The 18,341-nt window shown below is 69.1% G+C and carries 15 protein-coding genes; 6 read left to right on the top strand and 9 right to left on the bottom strand.

Annotated features, from left to right (window positions below):
* Positions 1 to 51: 51 nt before the first annotated feature.
* The 3 genes from P7L68_RS14750 (at position 52) to P7L68_RS14740 (ending at position 3,570) form a co-directional block, all read left to right on the top strand.
* A complete protein-coding gene (locus P7L68_RS14750; protein WP_372006382.1) occupies positions 52 to 1,344 on the top strand; it encodes a spinster family MFS transporter in 1,293 nt (430 codons plus the stop codon).
* A gap of 4 nt (positions 1,345 to 1,348) precedes the next feature.
* Positions 1,349 to 2,530 carry a M24 family metallopeptidase gene (locus tag P7L68_RS14745; RefSeq protein WP_372006381.1) on the top strand — a complete coding sequence of 394 codons (1,182 nt, stop codon included), beginning with the start codon at positions 1,349 to 1,351 and terminating at the stop codon, positions 2,528 to 2,530.
* Between the two features lie 143 nt (positions 2,531 to 2,673).
* Positions 2,674 to 3,570 (top strand): pirin family protein, encoded by an 897-nt coding sequence (locus tag P7L68_RS14740; RefSeq protein WP_372006380.1) that lies wholly within the window; start codon positions 2,674 to 2,676, stop codon positions 3,568 to 3,570.
* Positions 3,571 to 3,574: 4 nt separating this feature from the next.
* On the opposite strand, the gene aguA is transcribed toward P7L68_RS14740, so the two are convergent.
* Positions 3,575 to 4,714: an agmatine deiminase gene (aguA, locus tag P7L68_RS14735; RefSeq protein WP_372006379.1), complete on the bottom strand. Its 1,140-nt coding sequence runs from the start codon at positions 4,712 to 4,714 to the stop codon at positions 3,575 to 3,577.
* Between the two features lie 31 nt (positions 4,715 to 4,745).
* Positions 4,746 to 5,840, bottom strand: coding sequence for a glucokinase (locus P7L68_RS14730; protein ID WP_372006378.1), 1,095 nt, complete (start codon positions 5,838 to 5,840; stop codon positions 4,746 to 4,748).
* Between the two features lie 198 nt (positions 5,841 to 6,038).
* Between P7L68_RS14730 and P7L68_RS14725 the strand changes: the two genes are divergently transcribed.
* Entirely contained in the window at positions 6,039 to 7,844 is a 1,806-nt protein-coding gene (locus P7L68_RS14725) for a calcium-binding protein (RefSeq protein ID WP_372006377.1), read from the top strand.
* 3 nt (positions 7,845 to 7,847) lie between these two features.
* Here P7L68_RS14725 and P7L68_RS14720 read toward each other — a convergent pair whose 3' ends face one another.
* Positions 7,848 to 8,222, bottom strand: a complete 375-nt coding sequence (locus tag P7L68_RS14720; protein ID WP_372006376.1) for a hypothetical protein — start codon at positions 8,220 to 8,222, stop codon at positions 7,848 to 7,850.
* 337 nt (positions 8,223 to 8,559) lie between these two features.
* Here P7L68_RS14720 and P7L68_RS14715 point away from each other — a divergent pair, with 337 nt between their 5' ends.
* Positions 8,560 to 11,226 (top strand): glycosyltransferase, encoded by a 2,667-nt coding sequence (locus P7L68_RS14715; RefSeq protein ID WP_372006375.1) that lies wholly within the window; start codon positions 8,560 to 8,562, stop codon positions 11,224 to 11,226.
* 151 nt (positions 11,227 to 11,377) lie between these two features.
* On the opposite strand, the gene P7L68_RS14710 is transcribed toward P7L68_RS14715, so the two are convergent.
* The 6 genes from P7L68_RS14710 to P7L68_RS14685 form a co-directional block, all read right to left on the bottom strand.
* Positions 11,378 to 12,499: an energy transducer TonB gene (locus P7L68_RS14710; protein ID WP_372006374.1), complete on the bottom strand. Its 1,122-nt coding sequence runs from the start codon at positions 12,497 to 12,499 to the stop codon at positions 11,378 to 11,380.
* A complete protein-coding gene (locus tag P7L68_RS14705; RefSeq protein WP_372006373.1) occupies positions 12,496 to 12,924 on the bottom strand; it encodes an ExbD/TolR family protein in 429 nt (142 codons plus the stop codon). The genes P7L68_RS14710 and P7L68_RS14705 overlap by 4 nt, the downstream gene beginning before the upstream one ends.
* Entirely contained in the window at positions 12,921 to 13,331 is a 411-nt protein-coding gene (locus P7L68_RS14700; protein ID WP_372006372.1) for an ExbD/TolR family protein, read from the bottom strand. Before P7L68_RS14700 ends, P7L68_RS14705 begins: the two co-directional genes overlap by 4 nt.
* A gap of 25 nt (positions 13,332 to 13,356) precedes the next feature.
* Positions 13,357 to 14,631, bottom strand: coding sequence for a MotA/TolQ/ExbB proton channel family protein (locus P7L68_RS14695; RefSeq protein WP_372006371.1), 1,275 nt, complete (start codon positions 14,629 to 14,631; stop codon positions 13,357 to 13,359).
* Positions 14,632 to 14,751: 120 nt separating this feature from the next.
* The gene (locus P7L68_RS14690; protein WP_372006370.1) at positions 14,752 to 15,279 is read right to left on the bottom strand and encodes a hypothetical protein; all 528 of its coding nucleotides are present in this window, start codon (positions 15,277 to 15,279) and stop codon (positions 14,752 to 14,754) included.
* Between the two features lie 276 nt (positions 15,280 to 15,555).
* A complete protein-coding gene (locus P7L68_RS14685; RefSeq protein ID WP_372006369.1) occupies positions 15,556 to 16,266 on the bottom strand; it encodes an outer membrane protein in 711 nt (236 codons plus the stop codon).
* A 521-nt stretch (positions 16,267 to 16,787) separates the two neighbouring features.
* Between P7L68_RS14685 and P7L68_RS14680 the strand changes: the two genes are divergently transcribed.
* On the top strand, positions 16,788 to 18,326 hold the full coding sequence (locus P7L68_RS14680; RefSeq protein ID WP_372006368.1) for a hypothetical protein: 1,539 nt from the start codon (positions 16,788 to 16,790) through the stop codon (positions 18,324 to 18,326).
* The last annotated feature ends 15 nt before the right edge of the window (positions 18,327 to 18,341 follow it).

Below are 18,341 nucleotides of genomic sequence, written 5' to 3'. Positions count from 1 at the left end.
CACACTCCCGTCAACCCGCCATCAAGGCGGCAGACAGGGAGCACGACGACAATGACGGCATCAGACGGGATTGCAACCCGGCCACCGATTGCGCAGGGGGCCGGGCTCGCACTTGCGCTGCTCGGCCTGATCAATCTTTTCAACTACATGGACCGGGTTCTGTTCTCGGTTCTGCTGGAACCGATCAAGGTCGAGATGGGCTTCAGCGATGCCCGGATGGGCCTGCTCGGCGGTTTTGCCTTCGCGCTGTTCTATGCCGTGTTCGGCCTGGCCATGGGCCGGCTCGCCGACCGGACCAACCGGGTGCGGGTGATCGCGGTGTCTCTGGCGCTGTGGAGCCTCGCCACGGCGGCCTGCGGCCTCGCCCGCAGCTTCCTCGGCCTGTTCGCCGCCCGGATGACGGTCGGCGTGGGAGAGGCCGGCTGCGTGCCTTCGGCCCATTCGCTGATCGGCGACCTGTTCCCGCCCGAACGGCGCGCCTGGGCCGTCTCGGTCTTCACCGGCATCGGCTCGCTCGGCAGCATGATCGGCCTGGTGGTGGCGGGCGCCCTGGTCGCAGAGCATGGCTGGCGGATGGTCTTCCTCTATTTTGGCCTGCCGGGTCTGGTCCTCGCCCTGATCGTCCCCCTGGTCCTGCGCGAACCGCCGCGCGGGCGCTTCGATCGCACGGGCGCCGCCGGGCAGCCGCCGGCGCTCAAACCCGCGCTCGCCGAACTGCTCGGCTCGGCGGCCGTGGTCCATCTGCTGATCGCGATTCCCTTCTTCTACGTCACCGTCGGCCTCGCCACCTGGATCCCGGCCTTCTTCCAGCGCGTCCACGGCGTCGGTGTCGCCGAATTCGGCCGCAGCGGCGGCCTTGCCCTCGGGCTCGGCGTGCTGATCGGCACCTTCGCCGGCGGCTGGCTCGCCAACCGGCTGATCCGCCGGGCGCGGTCGTGGGAATTCCGCCTGCCGGCACTGGCCGGCCTCGTCTGCGCGCCGCTCTTCGCCGCCACCTTCCTGGTGGCCGATACCCGCCTTGCCTATGGCCTGCTGTTCCTGGCGTTTCTGGTGTCGGGGCTCGGCATGGGGCCGTCGATGTCGTGCATGCAGGTCGTCGCCGGCCCCCATGTCCGGGCCACCGCCATCGCCTTCATGGTCTTTGCCACCTCGATCATCAGCTATGGCGGCGCGCCCGCCCTGGTGGGGCTGATCAGCGATCTGGCGCTGGCCCACGGGCTCGCCACCGATGGCGGCGCGTCGCTGCGCCTTGCGCTGATCGTCACCCTGCTGCCGCCACTGGTCAGCGGCCTGTTCTTCCAGGCCGCCCTCCACCGCCGCCGTCGCATCGATCCGGAGCTTTGAGCCGATGACCACCGAACTCCTTCCCGCCGCGATCACCGGCGCCCCGCCGCTCAGCGAAATCACCGACCGCGTCGATCGTCTGCGTGCCGCCATGGATCTGGCCGGCATCGACGCCCTGATCCTCACCAACCCCGACAGCGTCTACTACCTCACCCATTTTGCGAACTTCGTGCACGAACGCCCTTTCATCCTTTTGGTTACGGGCCATGGTCCGTTGCGCTTCGTGGTCCCCGCGCTTGAAATTCCCCATGTCCGCATCCGCGGCCTGGGCGCGATCGACTGCATCGCCTATCGCGAATTCCCCGCCCCTGCCGGCCAGGGTTGGGATGATCGCCTGGCCGGGCTGCTCACGCCCGGCCTGAAGGTTGCGGTCGAACCGGACTGTCCGCTGTTCGTCGCCGCGCGCCTTGCGGCCGCCGGCCACGATCCGGCGCCGTCCGCTCTGGTCGAGGATCTGCGGATGGTGAAATCGGCCTGGGAGATCGGCCGGCTGCGCCATGCCGCAGATCTGGTGTCGGATGCCCATGCCGCCCTGCTCGCCATGGCCCGGCCCGGACTGGCGGCGATCGAAATCCATGGCGTACTGTCCCGCCGGATGACCGGCGCCGCCCTTGCCGCCAATCCGCATCTGAATCTGCTTGCCTGCAATTTCGCCGCGGTGGCCCAGCCGCCCGAGGTCTCGCACGACCCGCACAATTTCACCGACCTGTTCATGGCCCTGGGCCGGGGCGGGCCGCATGTCAGCGTCATCGCCTGCCGCGCCGACGGTTATGCCGCCGAGCTGGAGCGAACGTTTTTCCTGGGCGAGGTGCCGGAGGCCGCAAGGCCGGCCTTCGGCGCGATGGCCGAGGCCCGGGCCCTGGCCTTCGACCTGCTGAAACCCGGCGCATCGATGGCTGCGATCGATGTCGCGGTCAATGCGTCGCTGATCCGCGCCGGCCATGGCGACCATCTGCTTCACCGCACCGGCCATGCCTTCGGCGTCACCGGCCACGAGGCGCCCTTTCTGGCCGAGGGATACGAACGGATCGTCGAGGCCGGCCAGGTGTTCAGCATCGAGCCCGGCCTCTATATCGAGGGGCTGGGCGGCTTCCGCCATTCAGACACCGTATTGGTGACGGAGACGGGCTGTCTGTCGCTGACCAGCGCCCCCGACCGGTTGGAAGATCTGGTGGTTTCGGTGTAAGCCGCCCGTCGCATCGTTTCCATCTGCGCGACGGAGCGTTGCAATTCTGCGGTCTTCGGAAACAGTCCCCGACACCCTATCTTGGATCGGGAAGACAGGGCGGCGCCGGTGCGCCGCCCGCACTCATTGACGAGGTGTGCCCGATGACCGCCACCACCACCCTCACCTCCACGCCCCGGCCCGCGGATGCAACGACCGGCCGCCACGTCACGCAGGTGGTGGTCGGCCGCGCCGTCTCCGATGGTGACGGGGTGAAGCTCAAACGGGTGATCGGCCAGCCGTCGCTCGACATGCTCGACCCGTTCCTGATGCTCGACGAGTTCGGCTCCGACGATCCGGGCGCCTATATCGGCGGCTTTCCCGCCCATCCGCATCGCGGCTTTGAGACCGTGACCTATATGCTCGCCGGCCGCATGCGCCATGCCGACAATGCCGGGCACAAGGGCGTGCTGGTCCCGGGCGGTGTGCAGTGGATGTCCGCCGGCCGCGGCATCATCCATGAAGAGATGCCCGAGCAGACCGAAGGGCTGATGCGCGGCTTTCAGCTGTGGGTGAACCTGCCCGCCGCCGAAAAGATGGCGCGCCCCGCCTATCGCGAATTCGGGCCCGAGAGCATCCCCGCCGCCACCCTGCCCGGCGGCGCAGGTACGGTGAAGGTGATCGCGGGCGAGGTTTTCGGCACCATCGGCCCCGTGGCCGGCGTCGCAAGCGATCCGCTCTATCTGGATATCGAACTGGTTCCGGGCGGCGAGGTCGAACTGCCGGTGCCTGCCGGCCACAGCGCCTTCCTCTATGTCTATGACGGCGCGCTGATCGCCGGCACCGGCGAGACGGCCCGGCCGCTCGGCACCGCGCGCCTGGCGGTACTGGGCGGGGATGGCGCGCTCAGCCTCGGCAACGCCTCGGACCAGCCCGCCCGGGCGATCCTGGTTGCCGGCCGCCCGATCGGCGAGCCGGTTGCCCGCTACGGCCCCTTCGTGATGAACACCGAGGCCGAAATCATCCAGGCGATCGAAGACTACCGCCGGGGCCGCTTCTGACCGGTCAGGGCCGGTCCGGCCCTCTCCCGACGCGCGCCGGAACCTGCTGGGTGATGCAATGGATGTTGCCGCCGCCCAGCAGGATCTCGCGCCCGGGCACGCCCAGGATCTCCCAGCCCGGACAGGCGGCGGCGATTGCATCGGCCGCCGCCTGATCGCGTGCGGGATCGAGCAACGGCATCACGATCCGCCGCCGGCCCGAGGCCCTGCCATGGGCCATCAGGAAATTCACATAAGATCCGGCCATACGGTCGCCGCCCCGCCGCGGCTGGCTGCCATCCACCACATCCACGCCTGCCGCTTCCTCTGCGGTTATGGTCAGCGGGCCGGGCTGGTGCACCCGGTGCACGGTCAGACGCCGGCCCCTGGCATCGCGCGCCTCGGCAAGCAGGGCCTCGGCCTCGGCCGAGCGTTCCCATTGCAGGTCGCCCCGGTCATCGGTCCAGGTGAGGCACACGACGCCCGGCGCCACCACATGGATCAGATTGTCGACATGGCCGGTGGTCTCGTCCAGGAACACGCCGCGCGGCAGCCAGATCACCCGTTCGGCGCCCAGGGCCTGCCCGAGTGCCGCCTCCACCGCCGCCTGTCCGTCCGCCCCGTTGCGGCCGGGGGAGAGCAGGCATTCGGCGGTGGTGAAGACGGTGCCCTCGCCATCGGTGTGGATGGCGCCGCCTTCCAGCACCACCGGTGCCCGCCAGCTGCCATCGCCATCGATCTCCGACACCTTGGCCGCCACCAGATCGTCCTGGTCCCAGGGGAAGTACAGCCCGTCATGAAAGCCGCCCCAGGCGTTGAACCGCCAGTCGATGCCAAGCCGCCCGCCGGCACCATCGACCACGAAACTGGGGCCGACATCGCGCATCCAGGCGTCGTTGGTGCTCATCTCCACCAGCCGGATATGGCGCGGCAGCCGGGCCCGGGCATTCGACCACTGCCGCGCCGACACCGCGACCGTCACCGGCACCGCCCCGGCGATCGCCACTGCCACGGCGGCAAAGGCCGCCTGGGCGGGTTTGGCGCCCAGGCGCCAGTTGTCGGGCCGCTCCGGCCAGATCATCCAGCAGCCATCCTGCGGCGCGAATTCGCCGGGCATGCGGAAGCCGCGGGCCGCAGGCGTCGCAATCATCTGATCACCGGTCATCGGATCGTCCCCTGGTCGGTCAAGGTGCCCGTCAGTCGAAGACCGGGCCGACATCACGCGCAGCCGCGGCATCGGCGATGCCGGTCAGGCCCGCAAAGGCCAGATCGTCCCCCGCAGGGGCCAGTTCCAGCGGCACATGCGCAAGATAGGCCGAAAACCTGCCCTTGGCCCTGAACCGTGCTGCGGCACGGCGGCGGTCGAACAGACCGCCCAGGCGATGCAGCAGATCGCCCGACAGCACCACGCCGCCACGCGCGCCTGTGGCGATCGCCAGATCACCCGCCACCGCCCCCGCCCAGCCCGAGAACAGGTCGAAGGCCTCGCGGGCGGCGGCATCGCCGGCAAGTGCCGCCTCTGTTACCGCCTCGGCTTCACCGTGGACAGGGGCCAGGCCGCGCACCGCGGCCACCGCCGCCGCCAGGCGCGGCAGACCGTGGCCGGAAACGAGATCCTCGGCCGAGACGTGATCATTCACCCCGGCCGTGCCCGGCAGCGGCCGCGCCGCCTCGATCACCGCCCATTCGGCCGCAGTCTCTGCCGCCAGCGTCACATGGCCGCCTTCGGCCGGCACCACCTTCGGCAGGCCGCCACGTCCGGGCAGGATCAGCGCGGTGCCGAAGCCGGTGCCGAGACCGATCAGCAGCCGCGGCGCCTCGTCGTCGGGCGTGCCCGGTGCCACCATCTCGCGCGCGCCGCCCGCCCCCAGCGCCAGCCCCATCGCCTGGGCCGCCAGATCGTTCACCATCGAAATGCCGCGCAGGCCAAGCGCCCGCGCGATCGCGGCGGCATCGATCTCCAGCGCGGGATGATTGGTCAGCCGCGCCCGCCCCGCGCCATGATCGATCGGCCCGGCCACGGCGATGGCCAGCGCCGCCGGCACCCGGCCCGCCGCCTTCAGCCACAAACCGCGCAGCAGGCCGGGCAGATCCTCGATTTCGTGGCTGGCGAAACGGCCGAGCACCACCGTCCGGCCGCGGCCGTCGCGCCGGGCAATGCGCAGATTGGTCCCGCCCAGATCCGCAATCAGAAGATCGGGCAGCGGCCGTGGTGCGGCAGGCCGCTCCGTCTTCGAACCGCCCCGCTGCGGGCGCCCCGGCTGCGAGGGGCTGCCGTCAGGAAAGCGCATCGCGTCAGATCCTTCTTGAAAGCGCCACCACCCGGCCCTTCATACCCTGCCGCCCCGGCACTGCCTAGCCCGGAAGGCCGTGGATCGGGCAATTGACGTTTACGTAAACGTCATTGACCGCGCCGACACTCCGCCTCTAACATAACCTTTGGTTGATAAAAAGACGCCGGACCCCCTGGTCACGGCTGAGGAGGGGAAATGCCGATCTTCACCTATAAGGGCGAGGACGCCCGCGCCGATGTCGAGACCGCCTTCGGTCTTGCCCGCAACGCTCAGTTCGCCGCCTTCAATGCCCTCGCCGGCGTCATCGGCGTGGTGGCCGAAGCGGGCGGCAGTGATCCCGACCTGCCCGCCGGCTGGCGCGCCGTCACCGCGGCCGAACTCGGACTTTCCGCCGACCGGGTCGATGCTTACGGCAATTTCATCGGCCAGACATCCGCCAGCCCCCAGGCCCGCATCCTGGCCGAGACCGCGGCGGACGGCGCGATCACCCGGCTGGCGGTCGCCTTCGCCGGCACCAGCGATGCGGGGGATGTGGTCGACTATCTGGACCTGGTCGATGCCGCCTATGTCGATGAATTCGCCGATCTGCTGGAGGCGACGGCAGATTTCGCACGCGATATCGGCCTGACCGGCGCCGACGTCCTGGTCACCGGCTACAGCCTGGGTGGCGCGGCCGTGAACAATCTGGCCGAACGCCGGGGCGAGCTGGCCGACGGCTTCTATGCCGATGCCGACTATTTCGGCTTCTCCTCGCCGACGATCCATGACGACCCGGATGTGGTGCTCAATTTCGGGGCCGAGAACGACGTGGTCTACCGCATCATCGGCACCTCCGACGGCTCGGTCGGCGAAGGCCTGCTCGAAGCCCTCATCAACGAGGATCAGAGCTTCGCAAGTTCCGCCGACAACATCGTGCTGTTCAACGATTTCTATGCCAATCCGCTGTCGCCCTACGGCCCCTTCGGCATCCTGAACATCGCCGGCGGCTGGAACGCCCATATCACCGGCATCCTGTCGGAACCGGCGGTGAGCGTGATCGGCCGGTCGAGCTTCTACGACCAGATCACCACCGACAGCGTGGTCGTGATCTCGCAGCTGAGCGACCTGCTGCGCGGCACCGTCTGGGTGGAGGATGCGCCGCGCGCCACCTCGGATCACCATGGCGCGCCGGCCTTCATCCTGGGCACCGATCAGGCCGATCGCCTGCGGGACGGCCGGGGCGGCGACTTCCTCGACGGCTTCGGCGGCGATGATCTGGTGGCGCTGTCCACCGGCAACGACACGGTCGCGGCCGGCGCCGGGACCGACCGGGTGGAGATTGCCGGCGATGCCTCCGGCGTCACCGCTCTGCGTCTCGGCGACGGCACCGTCTTTCTGTATGACGAAACCGGCACGCTGGGGCTCAAAGAGCTGCGCTCGGTCGAACGGGTGGATTTCGACGGCTGGTTCCAGTCGTTCGACATAGGCGCAGGCGGGCTCGACAACCGGTCGTGGTTCGGGGCGGATATCGCCTGGGCCAGTCATACCGAAGGCAGCGGTGCGGCCGAGACCCTGGCCGGCACGTCCGGTACCGATCGCATTTTCGGGCGTGACGGTGACGACATCCTCGTCGGGCTCGGCGGCCGCGACCTCCTCCATGGCGGGGCCGGCGGCGACCGGATCGACGGAGGTGCGGGCGACGACGCCCTCTTCGGTGCCGCAGGCGACGACGTGCTGGTGGCGTTCAGCGGCAATGACCGGCTGTCGGGTGGCACGGGGCATGACCGCTTCGACTTCTCGGCCGGCATCTCGGGGGTCAACCGGATCGCCGATTTCAACGCCGATGCCGGCGGTCACGACCTGATCGTGCTCGACGCCGATCTCTTCGCCTCGGCAGAGGCCGCCTGCGCAGGCCTGGTCGACATCGGCGGCGATGCCGTCCTGATCACCGCGACGGGCAGCATCGTCCTTGAGGGGGTGCAGCCCGGCGGGTTGACCGCCGGGGACTTCCTGCTGGTCTGACGATCACCCGCGGGTCCTGAACAGCCGCAGCATGGCGAAGACCGCCGCCGGGGCGGCCGCGCCGGCATTGTAGAGCGCGAAGGCGAAGATCGAGAGCACCAGCCCCGCCAGCGCCAGTTTCTGCCCCAGCGGATGGGCGATGATCAGGGCTGAGATCGAGACCACCAGGGCGGCGCCGCCGATCACGCCCATGTTGAAGGCTTCAAGCAGCAGCTGCCGCGGGCCGCACCAGAGCGGGCGGCCTTCGGCGGCGCATGCCCATGTCAATGCCTCCGGCTGGACCACTTCCACCCTCAACCAGAGGGCCAGAAGGATGGCTGCGGCGATACCGAGACCAGCGAGGGGCAGAAACAGGGCGGAGGGATGTTCGCGGGACATATCTTGACACATGGCTATGCACGTTCCGCTGTTGTGTGGCCCGGGGCGGAGCATATATAACTCGTAACCGACGCGGGGCTGCGTCGGAACTAAAAAGAAACGAGGACAGGTCGGGCGTGGCGAAGCCCGGTTTCCTTTGAGGTAAAGCTGGAAGTGGAAGGAACGGCAAGAGCCGTCTTAAAAAGACGCCTGTCGTTCCGTCCGATGATCGAAGAGATCAGCGGGCGCAGCCTTCAAGTGCACTCAAAAGACAAATGGTTGGCTCGTGGCGCACTCCATTCCGGGGCGCGCCGTTTTTCCGTGGCATCACTTGGGACGCTGGATCGTGCCGAACGACATGCCTGCTGAACCGACCAAGAAGACGCGCGGCAAGACGCGCGGCTGGATCGGCGCCATTGCCGTCACGGCCGTCATCGCGCTTGGCAACGTGGCCTTCTGGGCCCTCCCCAATCAGCACGAGCGGGAATTGCCCGCAGTGACCGAGCCCCTGCTCGGCGCCGCCTATTCACCCTTTCGCCCGGAGAATGATCCGAAGGCCGGCGAAGAGCCGACGGTCGATCAGGTCCGGGAAGATCTGGCGCTGGTCGCCACCCGGTTCCGCGAGATCCGGACTTATTCGGCCCTCGGCATCCAGGGAGCCGTACCGGCCCTTGCGCGCGAGCGCGGCCTGAAAGTCACCATGGGTTCGTGGCTGGACAAGGACGAGGCCAAGAACGATCGCGAGATCGAGGCCCTGGTCCAGGGCGCCCGCCGGAACCCCAACGTCATCCGCGTGCTGGTGGGCAACGAGTCGATCCTGCGTGCCGACCAGACGCCCGAACAGATCATCGCCCGCATCCGCCAGGTGAAAAGCCAGGTCCGCCAGCCGGTGTCGACCGCGGAGCCCTGGCATGTCTGGCTTGAGCATCCCGAAATCGGCCGTGCCGCCGACTTCCTCGCGGTCCACATCCTGCCCTACTGGGAAGGCCTGACCGTCGAACAGTCGATCGACCACACGGTTGCGATGTACAACCGCCTGAAGCGGATGTATCCGGGCAAGCCGATTCTGGTTGCCGAGGCCGGCTGGCCGTCGGATGGCCGCGCCTTCAACAAGGCCGTGCCCTCGATCGCGGAAGAAGCCAAGTTCATCCGCCAGCTGGTCGCACGCGCCAAGAAGGAAGGCATCAACTTCTACCTGATGGAAGCCTTCGACCAGCCGTGGAAGCGGTATGACGAAGGCGGCGTGGGTGCCTATTGGGGCTACTGGAATGCCGACCGCCAGCCGAAATTCGACCTGACCGGCCCGGTCGATCCGCTGCCGGCCTGGCCTGCGATCGCGCTGGCCGCGGCCCTGATCGCCCTGCCGCTGAACCTCACCTTCCTGGCGCGTCGTCGTGACATGTCGTGGATCGGCCGGCTTTCCTTCGTGGTGCTGGTCCAGGCCGCGGCGGGCCTTGTGGCCTGGGTGGGCTATCGCTTCGCCGTCCAGTACATGGACGTCTCGGGTGCGGTCGCGGGCGGCGTGCTCGCGGTGCTGATGGGCATGCTGGTCATCCTGCTGCTCTCCCAGACGCTGGAATTCGTCGAGGTTCTGTTCGCCCGCGGCCGTCGCCGGCCGAGCGAGCCGGTGGAAGCCGCTCCCGAAGGCTATCGCCTGCCCAAGGTCTCGATCCACGTGCCGGCCTATAACGAGCCGCCCGAGATGATGCGCGAGACCCTGGTCGCGCTCTCGCGGCTCGACTATCCGGACTTCGAGGTCCTGGTCATCGACAACAACACCAAGGACGAGGCCGTGTGGCGGCCGCTGGAGCGGATCTGTGCCGAACTCGGCCCCCGCTTCCGCTTCTTCCACGTCGCCCCGCTCGAAGGCTTCAAGGCCGGCGCGCTGAACTATGCGCTGCGCCACACGGCCGAGGATTCCGAGGTGATCGCGGTCATCGACGCGGACTACGTGGTCTCGCCGGACTGGCTGCGGAAGATGACCCCGCATTTCGCAGACGAGAAGGTGGGCTTCGTCCAGTCGCCGCAGGATCATCGCGACTGGCAGGAGCATCCTTTCAAGACCGCGACCAACTGGGAATATGCCGGCTTCTTCGACATCGGCATGGTTCAGCGCAACGATCACGATGCGATCGTCCAGCACGGCACCATGACCATGATCCGCCGCAAGGCGCTGGAGAGTGTCGGCGGCTGGTCGGAGTGGTGCATCTGCGAAGACACCGAGCTTGGCCTGCGCCTGATGGAGAACGGCTGGAGTTCGGTCTATTCGAACCACCGCTTCGGCTGGGGTGTCACTCCCGACAGCTTCATGGCCTATAAGAAGCAGCGCTTCCGCTGGGCCTATGGCGGCATGCAGATCATGCGCGGTCATCTGGGCTATATCCTGGGCCGCAAGCCCTCGGCGCTGAAGCCGATGCAGAAGTATCACTTCCTGGCCGGCTGGGCCGGCTGGGCGGCGGATGCGCTGGGCCTGATCATCGCCGTGATGTCGGTTCTGTGGGGTGCGCTGGCCATCGCCTTCCCGGCGATCGTGGAACTGCCCTCCTCGCTGTTCGTCGTGCCGGCCCTGGCCGGCTTCGCGATCCGCACCATTCACATCATCGGCCTCTATCAGGGCCGCGTGAACTGCACCGTCGGCCAGCGGCTGGGCGCCTGCCTTGCCGGTCTCAGCCTCAGCTTCACCATCGGCACGGCTGTGCTCTACGGCCTGATCACCCGGCACCTGCCCTTCTTCCGCACGCCCAAGGCGGAGAACCAGCCGGCCGTCATGCAGGCCTTCCAGATGGCCCGCGCCGAAACCCTTCTGGCGGTGGCCCTGGTGGGCGTCGCCATCGGCATCTCGATCGTCTATGCGCCTTTCGTCGAGAGCCGGTTCTGGGTGGCGCTGATGCTTCTGCAGGCCGCCAATTACGGCTCCAGCCTGGTGATGGCGCTGGTTGCCGCCCTGCCGGCCCGCAAGACCCGCGCGGCCCGCAAGGCGGCCAAGGCGCAGCTCCTGGCAGCGAAGACCGGCCAGCATGCCTGACATCTGACCACCATCCCGGATCCCGTCCCCGCCGTCGCCGGCTCTCCCCGGCGGCCGGGGCCGGAGGCAGGAAACCCCCGGCAGAGCCCGTGCTGCCGGGGGTTTCGCTTGTCTGGTCGGATGATCATGCGCCAGCGAACGCTACGACCGGTCAGCGCAGCCGGAAGACGATGGGGATCACAAAAGTTCTGGTGCCGCCGCTGAGCAGTTCCGGCGGTGGCGCCGGGACCGGTGAGGCCGCCTCGATCATCCGCTCGGTCTCGCGATCCAGCGACGAGATGCCCGAGGGTTGCAGGATCCGCCACGACACCACCTGTCCGGCGCCATCGATGGTGAATTCCAGCTGCACCGTCCCCTGCTGGTTGCGGAGCTGGGCAGAGCGCGGATAGCGCCGGTGCCGCTCCAGCCAGGCCATGATCCGGGCGTTGTAGAGATCGACCTCTTTGGGGTCGGCCACGCCATTGGATCCGCCCTGGCCGCCACCGGGCAGGCCCGCTGCCCCGGCAACACCGGCCGCACCGGCCAGCCGCCCAGGTATGCCTGCGGCCTGCATGCCTGCCGGCCCGGTCTCGGGCGCATCCGCTTCTGCACCGGCTGCCGGTTTCGGTGCCTCGGTCCGCTGGGGCGCCGGCCGCGGCGCCGGCCGCGCGGGTGCCGGCGGGGGCGTCGGCTTGGCCCGCGGCATCACCGCCGCCATCTGCCGTACCTCCTGAGGAGTGGGCTTCGGCTCGGGTTCGGGCTCTGGCTCCGGCTCTGGTTCCGGCTCCGGTTCGGGTTCCGGCTCCGGTTCGGGCTCAGGCTCCGGTTCGGGCTCAGGCTCCGGTTCCGGCTCAGGTTCGGGCTCGGGAATGGGCTCAGGCTCCGGCGGTGGCGTGACCGGCGGTTCTTCCGCGGGCGGCGTCTCCGGCTCCGGTTCAGGCTCCGGCAGCTGCACCGGCTGGGGTTCAGGCTCGGGTTCGGGCTCCACCTCTTCAAGCGGCGGCTCTTCGGCCACCGCTTCCGGGGCAGCTGCTGCGGCCGGCTCTTCCATGGGGGCGGCATCCGGGGCATCGGGCATCGCCACGCCGCCGCCCTCTCCGCCCTGGCCGCCATCGCCACCCGCGCCGCCGAAGCCGATCACGATCGCGACCTCGCCGGGAATGCCGGCCGGCTCCACCGGCTGGTTCAGCAGCCAGATCGCACCGGCGCCGTGCAGGGCAAGCGCTGCCATCACCGCGGCGGTGGCCGCCCGTCCGCCGGGCGCCTCCGCCGAACGCCGCCTCCGCTCCTTCATTTCGGCACCCGCTGCACCAGTAGCACCACCCCGGGGAAGCCCGCCAGCCGGGCGGCTTCGGTTGCGGCGATCGCCGCCCCCGCCGGCGCGGCGGCATCGGTTTTCACCGCCAGCGGCTGCAAGGGCTGGCCGCGATCGGCCGCTGCCTGAACCACCCGGCCCAGCTGCCCGGCCAGATCCTCGCGGTTGAAGGTCTCGCCATCCAGGGCATAACGGCCATCGGCGCCGACCAGCAACACGCGCCGCCCTTCGGCCGCTTCCTTGCGCGCCTCGGCTGCAATCCGCGCCGGCTCTATCCGGAAGGCGTCTCCGGCGGTGATCGTGCCGGCGACCATGAAGAAAACCAACAGCAGAAACACCACGTTGATCAGCGGAATCAGCGCGTCATCGCTGTTATAGGGGGCACGTTGCCGGCGCAGTCTCATCTTGGCCGCACCTCCACCGATGCCGCCCCGGCCTGCCCGGCTGCCTCCAGCGCCGAGACCACCGCCTGCATCGGCGCGGCCTCCACCGGCCGCACATGCACGCGCAGCGTCGGGTCGGCCGTCGCACGGGCGGTCAGGCGCTGGGCAAGGCTTTCGGGCGTCACTGCCTCGTCGTCGATCGACAGCGCGCCATCAGCGGCCACGGCAACCACCACCAGATTGCGGGCCGTGGCCGATGACGGCGGGGTTGCCTGCGGCCGGGCCTCGGGCATCACCACCTCAAGCACGCGCCAGTCGGCCAGCGACGAGGCCAGCATGAAGAACAGCAACAGGATGAAGACCACGTCGATCAGCGGTGTCAGGCCGATGGCCAGGCCATGACGGCGGCGGCTGCGGGTCAGGCGCATCAGATCTGCTTCCCGTGCCGGCCGATCAGGCGGAAGGGCCGGCCGCGCGGGCGGTCGTCCGAAGATCGGGGGTCATGGCGCCGCCATGGATGGCCGCAGGCCGCCGCGCCTCGCCCGCATGGCGGACCATGTCGCGCGACACGAACAGCCGCGTGGCGGAATCCTCGATCACATGGGCCGCACGTTCCACCCGCCGGTCCAGCCAGGCATGGGCGACGACACAGGGGATGGCGACGATCAGGCCGACCGCGGTGGTCAGCAGCGCCTCCCAGATGCCGCCCGACAGCTGCGAGGGGTCCACCGCCGAGCCGGCGGTCTCCAGCGTCTGGAACACGGTGATCATGCCGAGTACGGTGCCCAGCAGGCCCAGCAGCGGCGCGATGCCGCCCATCAGCTCCAGCGCCCGCAGATGGCTGCGCAGGCTTTCCACCCGCTCCAGGCCGATGCGTTCTGCCTCTTCGCGCAGGGCAGGTTCCGGCACGCCGTGCAGGCGGCCGTCGAGCACGGTGCGGATCACGTCGGTGCCGGGATGGTTCACACCGTCCAGCGCCGCCCGACCGGCTTCGGGCCCTTCGCGCACGGCGCGATCCACCGCGCGGGCCAGCTTGCGGCCATTGCCCAGACCGGCGCTGAGGAAATGCCAGATCTTGAGCAGGATGATCGCGGTCGCAATCACCGACAGCACACCCAGCACACCCACGATCGGGCCGCCGGCAATCAACAGGTCAAGCGTGGACGAACCCGTTCCGCCATCCGCTTCGGTCGTGGCGACGGTATCCCCCGGCTGGGTCATGCCGGGCAATGCCGTCACCGCCTCGCTGGCCGGAGCGGGTCCGGCTCCGGTCGCGGTGGCATCCGCGCCCGGGACCGCGGTGGCGGCAGGCGCAGCCTCTGCCGCAGGGGCGGCTGAGGTCGGAGTGGCGGGTGTCGGAGCGGCGGACGTCTGGCCGGCCGAAATCGGGTTGGTCGACGTCGGGGCGATCGGAGCCGGGACAACCGGGGCCGGATTGGCCACGGCCGGTGCAGCCGGAGCCTGGGTCACCTCCGTCGGACCAGCCTGAACCGGAACGACCGGGGCCGCTGCCGCCGGAGCACCGCCATCCACGGCCGATGCGGACGCCACCGCCGGCACCGAAGCGGGCACGGCGGTGATCGTCGTCGGTACAGGGTCAGCGGCCTGCATCGCCACCGGTGCACTGCTTCCGGGATCGGATCCGACAGCTGTTGCGGGCGTGACGGGCACGGCCGCCGCCGCGTCACCGGGTGCAGCGGTCTCGGGGGTGATGGGTTCGCCGGTCATCGCACGGAGATCCTCCGGTCGTCAGGACATCGCGTGCGACGCTACACCGAGACTTAAGCGATTGCAAATCATTCGCGGAACGATCCTGCCGCGCCGCACAATCCCCCCGCCCTGCCCGCCTCAGCTCCGGGCCGGCCGTCTGAGTTCAGGGCCGATGGCGCCCATCACCTCGCGCGCATCATAGGCGTTCGGATCATCCGGCTTCTGCCCTGAGAACACCAGGATCTCCAGCCAGGCCGTGTAACGGGTGTCGGGCTCCGCGGTGCCGGTCGAAAGGCCCACACCATAGCCGCCGCCACGGCCGCCCCAGCCATAGCCATATCCCCAGACCGGGGGCGCGTCATAGGTATAGCGGTTGCGCGGTTCCACATCGCGGCTCACGACCAGGAAATAGTCGTTGCCGGTGGTGGTGGTGATCTCGGCGGCACGATAGAGCAGATAGTCCTCAACCACCGAACGCGGGGTCGCCGAATTGCCGGCAAAGCTGACCCGGAAGCGGTTCGCTTCCAGCCGCTGATTGGCGTAGCCCTGGCCATGGAGCAGCGGCTGATAGGGGGTAGGCCCGGCACAGGCGGCCAGCAGTGCGGCCAGTCCGGCGATCACGATAAGCGGCCGGGCAAGGCGCCGGCGGCGGGTCTGCGGCATCATGGAATGGTCATCCGCTGTACCTGTCGCCCCGGCATGACGGGCCGGGGCCGGACCGGGCGGGGTCGCGCGGGATGCGGGCCGCGCCTGCGGCCGCATCTCCTCCGCCATCCCTGCATATATGGCACCCGCCCGCCCGGCTCACCAGTGGCAGAGATATGTCATGCTGCCGCAGTTCCGGCCCCGGATCCCGGGTCCCGGATACGACGAAACCGCCCGTGCCAGAGACACGGGCGGTTTCGAAGCGGATCTGCCGGCCGGAGCCGGCGCGGTCGCTGATCAGAAGTTGACGCGCAGACCGACCATCACATTGTGCGAGCCGTAGCTGTCGCTGCTGCTGCGCGCGCCGTCGGCTGCGGTCGTGGTCAGTTCCACGCCCTCGGTGCCGAAATAGCGATATTCGCCGATCAGCGACATCGAGGGGCTGAGGGCGTAAGACGCGCCCAGCATCGCCTGATAGGCGAGCACGGTGTCGTCGTCGTCCAGCAGGGTCGGCGACCCATCGGCCGAATAGCCGTCGGCCTCGACAAAGGCACCACCGACGCCCAGGCCCAGATACGGGGTCAGGCGCGAGGCCGGCAGGTAGAAGTCATGATAGACGTTCAGCATGCCCGACCAGACCTTGGACTTGCCGTTGCTGTCCGGCTGGTCAACACCGCCGACACTGTGGCTGTCGATATTGTTCTGGCGATAGCCGATTTCGAGTTCGGTGCGGAAGCCGCCCCACTGGGCGACGCGACCGAAATCATAACCGACCGCACCGAGCACGCCGAAGCCGGTCTTGAACTCCTGCTCGATCTTGCCGCCGGCAAGGCCCGAGGTGAAGCTCGTGTCGGTTTCCATATTGGCGCCGCCGAGCAGCGAGCCGTACCAACCCGGCTCCCCACCGCGCCGGAGCGCGATCTCACTGGCGACATCCTGCGCATATGCGAAGGCAGGGAGGGCGCAGAATGCGACGGCCATCGCGGCCACCGTCAGCTTGCGGGTCATCGCTCGTCGATCTCCTGTAGACGGATCTTCGTCTTGGTGGAACCGATGCAGTCCGGTTTCCGGCCTCTCACCGCTGTCGGCCACAACCCGCATCTGAACCGTCGGTCTCCGTATCTCCCGCAGGAGCGGCACCACCGGTTCAGGGGGGCCTGCAACCGTCATAGCGGCCGAAACGTCATACGGCAAGTGTCCACCGTATGGATCAGTCCGCGTCCGCGCAGTTGATTCAGCCGGGCTCTGCCGTCGGGACAGATACCGGACATGCATCTTCCGTCCCCTTTACTATGGGGGTTGACGGGGCGCTTGTCATCATAAGCCGCCCCTGTCCTGGACAGAACTGCCACAGTCGTGCGCTTACAGCAACAGACCATGTTGTAACATTTTAGGGAAACTTCACCACTTTCCAGCGCATCCCTCAGCAACCATGTCTATCGTATGCCGAAAAGGCGTAACATGTTTTCGCCGGCCCACGGTCGGACCACGACCTTGCCACCGGACCCTGCCGCCCGCTGCGAGGTGCCATGGATCTGCTGCACTGGGTTCGCGATCTGTTGACCCATGACGATGTGGCGACGACCCCGTCGCCACAGCAGGCGGAGTCGGGCCCGGCAGAACCGTCCGCCGATGACCTCCGGCGGCTGGAAGAGGTGCGACATCGGGTGGATGTGGAGGTCGGCCGCCTGCTCAGGGCTCGGCCGGCGGCCATGGCCGGACGGGTGGTGCGCCTGTCCCTGGAGCCGATTGCCGACCGGCTGGGCGATAAATGGCCGCAATCGGCCGGACGGGTGCGAACGGCCGCCAGCGCCATTCTGGGCCGCCGGCTGGGCGACAGCGCCGTCATCCTGCCCCACGGCCCGCTGGAGCTCATCGCGATCGCCCCCGATCGCACGCCGGCATCGGCGCTTTCCGCCACCGCCGGTGCCGCGGCCGAAATCACCCGCTTCGCCTTCGGCGGCGACGACGCCGGGCCCTGGCCCGCGGTCTCGGTTGCCGATGGTCTGGCAGGCGAGGAACCGCGCTTCACCCATATCGCGCTCAAGCGGCTGATCGCCGAACTCTCCCGACCTGCGGCACCGGCCACGGCACCGGCTGTCGCATCGGCCCCGGCCCCGGCGCCGCCCCCTCCCCCCGCCGTCGCGCCGGTGGCGATCCCGGCGCCCGTGAACATCCCGGATCTGGACAGCCTGGGGGAGAACGGCGCCCGGGCGGTGCTCGGGCCACTCTGGCGCCCGGCCGTCGATCATCCGCCTCAGGCCGCCAGCGAGGATGTCTCCCAGCCCGCCGGCGACGACAGGCCGTCGCAGCTGGACTGCGACTACCGGCCGGTGGTCTCGCTGGTGCATGGCAAGGTGGCGGCGGGACTGCTCCGCCCACGCCTGATGCGGGGCGATGCAATGGTGCGCGGCTATGCCGTATTGGGGCCGCATGCAGACGCGGTCGATATCGGCCAGCTGGACCTCTACTGCCTGCACCGGGCAATCACCGACATCGCAGAGGCCCGCAACCGGGGCCGGCCCGTCTTCGTGACGCTGGCGGTGCATTTCGAAACCCTGGCACCCACCGGCCGACGGATGATCTATGCTGGCCGGCTGGCCGCCGTCGCCGACCAGACCAGCGCGCGGATGGCGCCCGAAATCGTGGGCTGCCCGCCCGATGTGACTCCCGCGCTTCTTGAGGCGATGATCGCGCCGATCCGGCCGCATTGCCGCATGGTGCTGATGCGGGTCAAGGTCGATCAGCGCCGCTTCGATGCCGCGTCGGCGGCGGGGATCCGGCGGATCGGCATCCATCTTGGCCGCCATGCAGATGGCGCCGCGCGGCAGGCGAGCAGCCTGGTCACCGGGGCGCTCACGCCCGAAGCCCATGTCTCGCCCGCGGCCCTTACCGCGCTCGGCATGGCGGTTCGTCGCGCCGGCATGCGCCTGCACACACTCGGCATCGATGACGACGACCGGCTGGACATGGCCGCGGCGGCCGGCGCCGATCTGGTCGCCGGAGAGGCGATCGGCGCCGTCACCGCCATACCGCCGGTGATCGGGGTGACGCGCACGCCGGGCTGACCGGCGTGCGTCGCC

The organism is Tistrella mobilis (genome assembly GCF_041468085.1).
GTDB classification, from domain to species: domain Bacteria; phylum Pseudomonadota; class Alphaproteobacteria; order Tistrellales; family Tistrellaceae; genus Tistrella; species Tistrella mobilis_A.
The sequence above is the reverse complement of the archived record's forward strand: the minus strand, read 5'-3'. Positions and strand labels throughout refer to the sequence as shown.

Coding starts and splice junctions, on each gene's coding strand:
- P7L68_RS14680 (WP_372006368.1), top strand. CDS start 16,788: ATGGATCTGCTGCACTGGGTTCGCGATCTGTTGACCCATGACGATGTG.
- P7L68_RS14725 (WP_372006377.1), top strand. CDS start 6,039: ATGCCGATCTTCACCTATAAGGGCGAGGACGCCCGCGCCGATGTCGAG.
- P7L68_RS14715 (WP_372006375.1), top strand. CDS start 8,560: ATGCCTGCTGAACCGACCAAGAAGACGCGCGGCAAGACGCGCGGCTGG.
- P7L68_RS14685 (WP_372006369.1), bottom strand. CDS start 16,266: ATGACCCGCAAGCTGACGGTGGCCGCGATGGCCGTCGCATTCTGCGCC.
- aguA (WP_372006379.1), bottom strand. CDS start 4,714: ATGACCGGTGATCAGATGATTGCGACGCCTGCGGCCCGCGGCTTCCGC.
- P7L68_RS14690 (WP_372006370.1), bottom strand. CDS start 15,279: ATGATGCCGCAGACCCGCCGCCGGCGCCTTGCCCGGCCGCTTATCGTG.
- P7L68_RS14705 (WP_372006373.1), bottom strand. CDS start 12,924: ATGAGACTGCGCCGGCAACGTGCCCCCTATAACAGCGATGACGCGCTG.
- P7L68_RS14720 (WP_372006376.1), bottom strand. CDS start 8,222: ATGTCCCGCGAACATCCCTCCGCCCTGTTTCTGCCCCTCGCTGGTCTC.
- P7L68_RS14695 (WP_372006371.1), bottom strand. CDS start 14,631: ATGACCGGCGAACCCATCACCCCCGAGACCGCTGCACCCGGTGACGCG.
- P7L68_RS14700 (WP_372006372.1), bottom strand. CDS start 13,331: ATGCGCCTGACCCGCAGCCGCCGCCGTCATGGCCTGGCCATCGGCCTG.
- P7L68_RS14730 (WP_372006378.1), bottom strand. CDS start 5,840: ATGCGCTTTCCTGACGGCAGCCCCTCGCAGCCGGGGCGCCCGCAGCGG.
- P7L68_RS14740 (WP_372006380.1), top strand. CDS start 2,674: ATGACCGCCACCACCACCCTCACCTCCACGCCCCGGCCCGCGGATGCA.
- P7L68_RS14710 (WP_372006374.1), bottom strand. CDS start 12,499: ATGAAGGAGCGGAGGCGGCGTTCGGCGGAGGCGCCCGGCGGACGGGCG.
- P7L68_RS14745 (WP_372006381.1), top strand. CDS start 1,349: ATGACCACCGAACTCCTTCCCGCCGCGATCACCGGCGCCCCGCCGCTC.
- P7L68_RS14750 (WP_372006382.1), top strand. CDS start 52: ATGACGGCATCAGACGGGATTGCAACCCGGCCACCGATTGCGCAGGGG.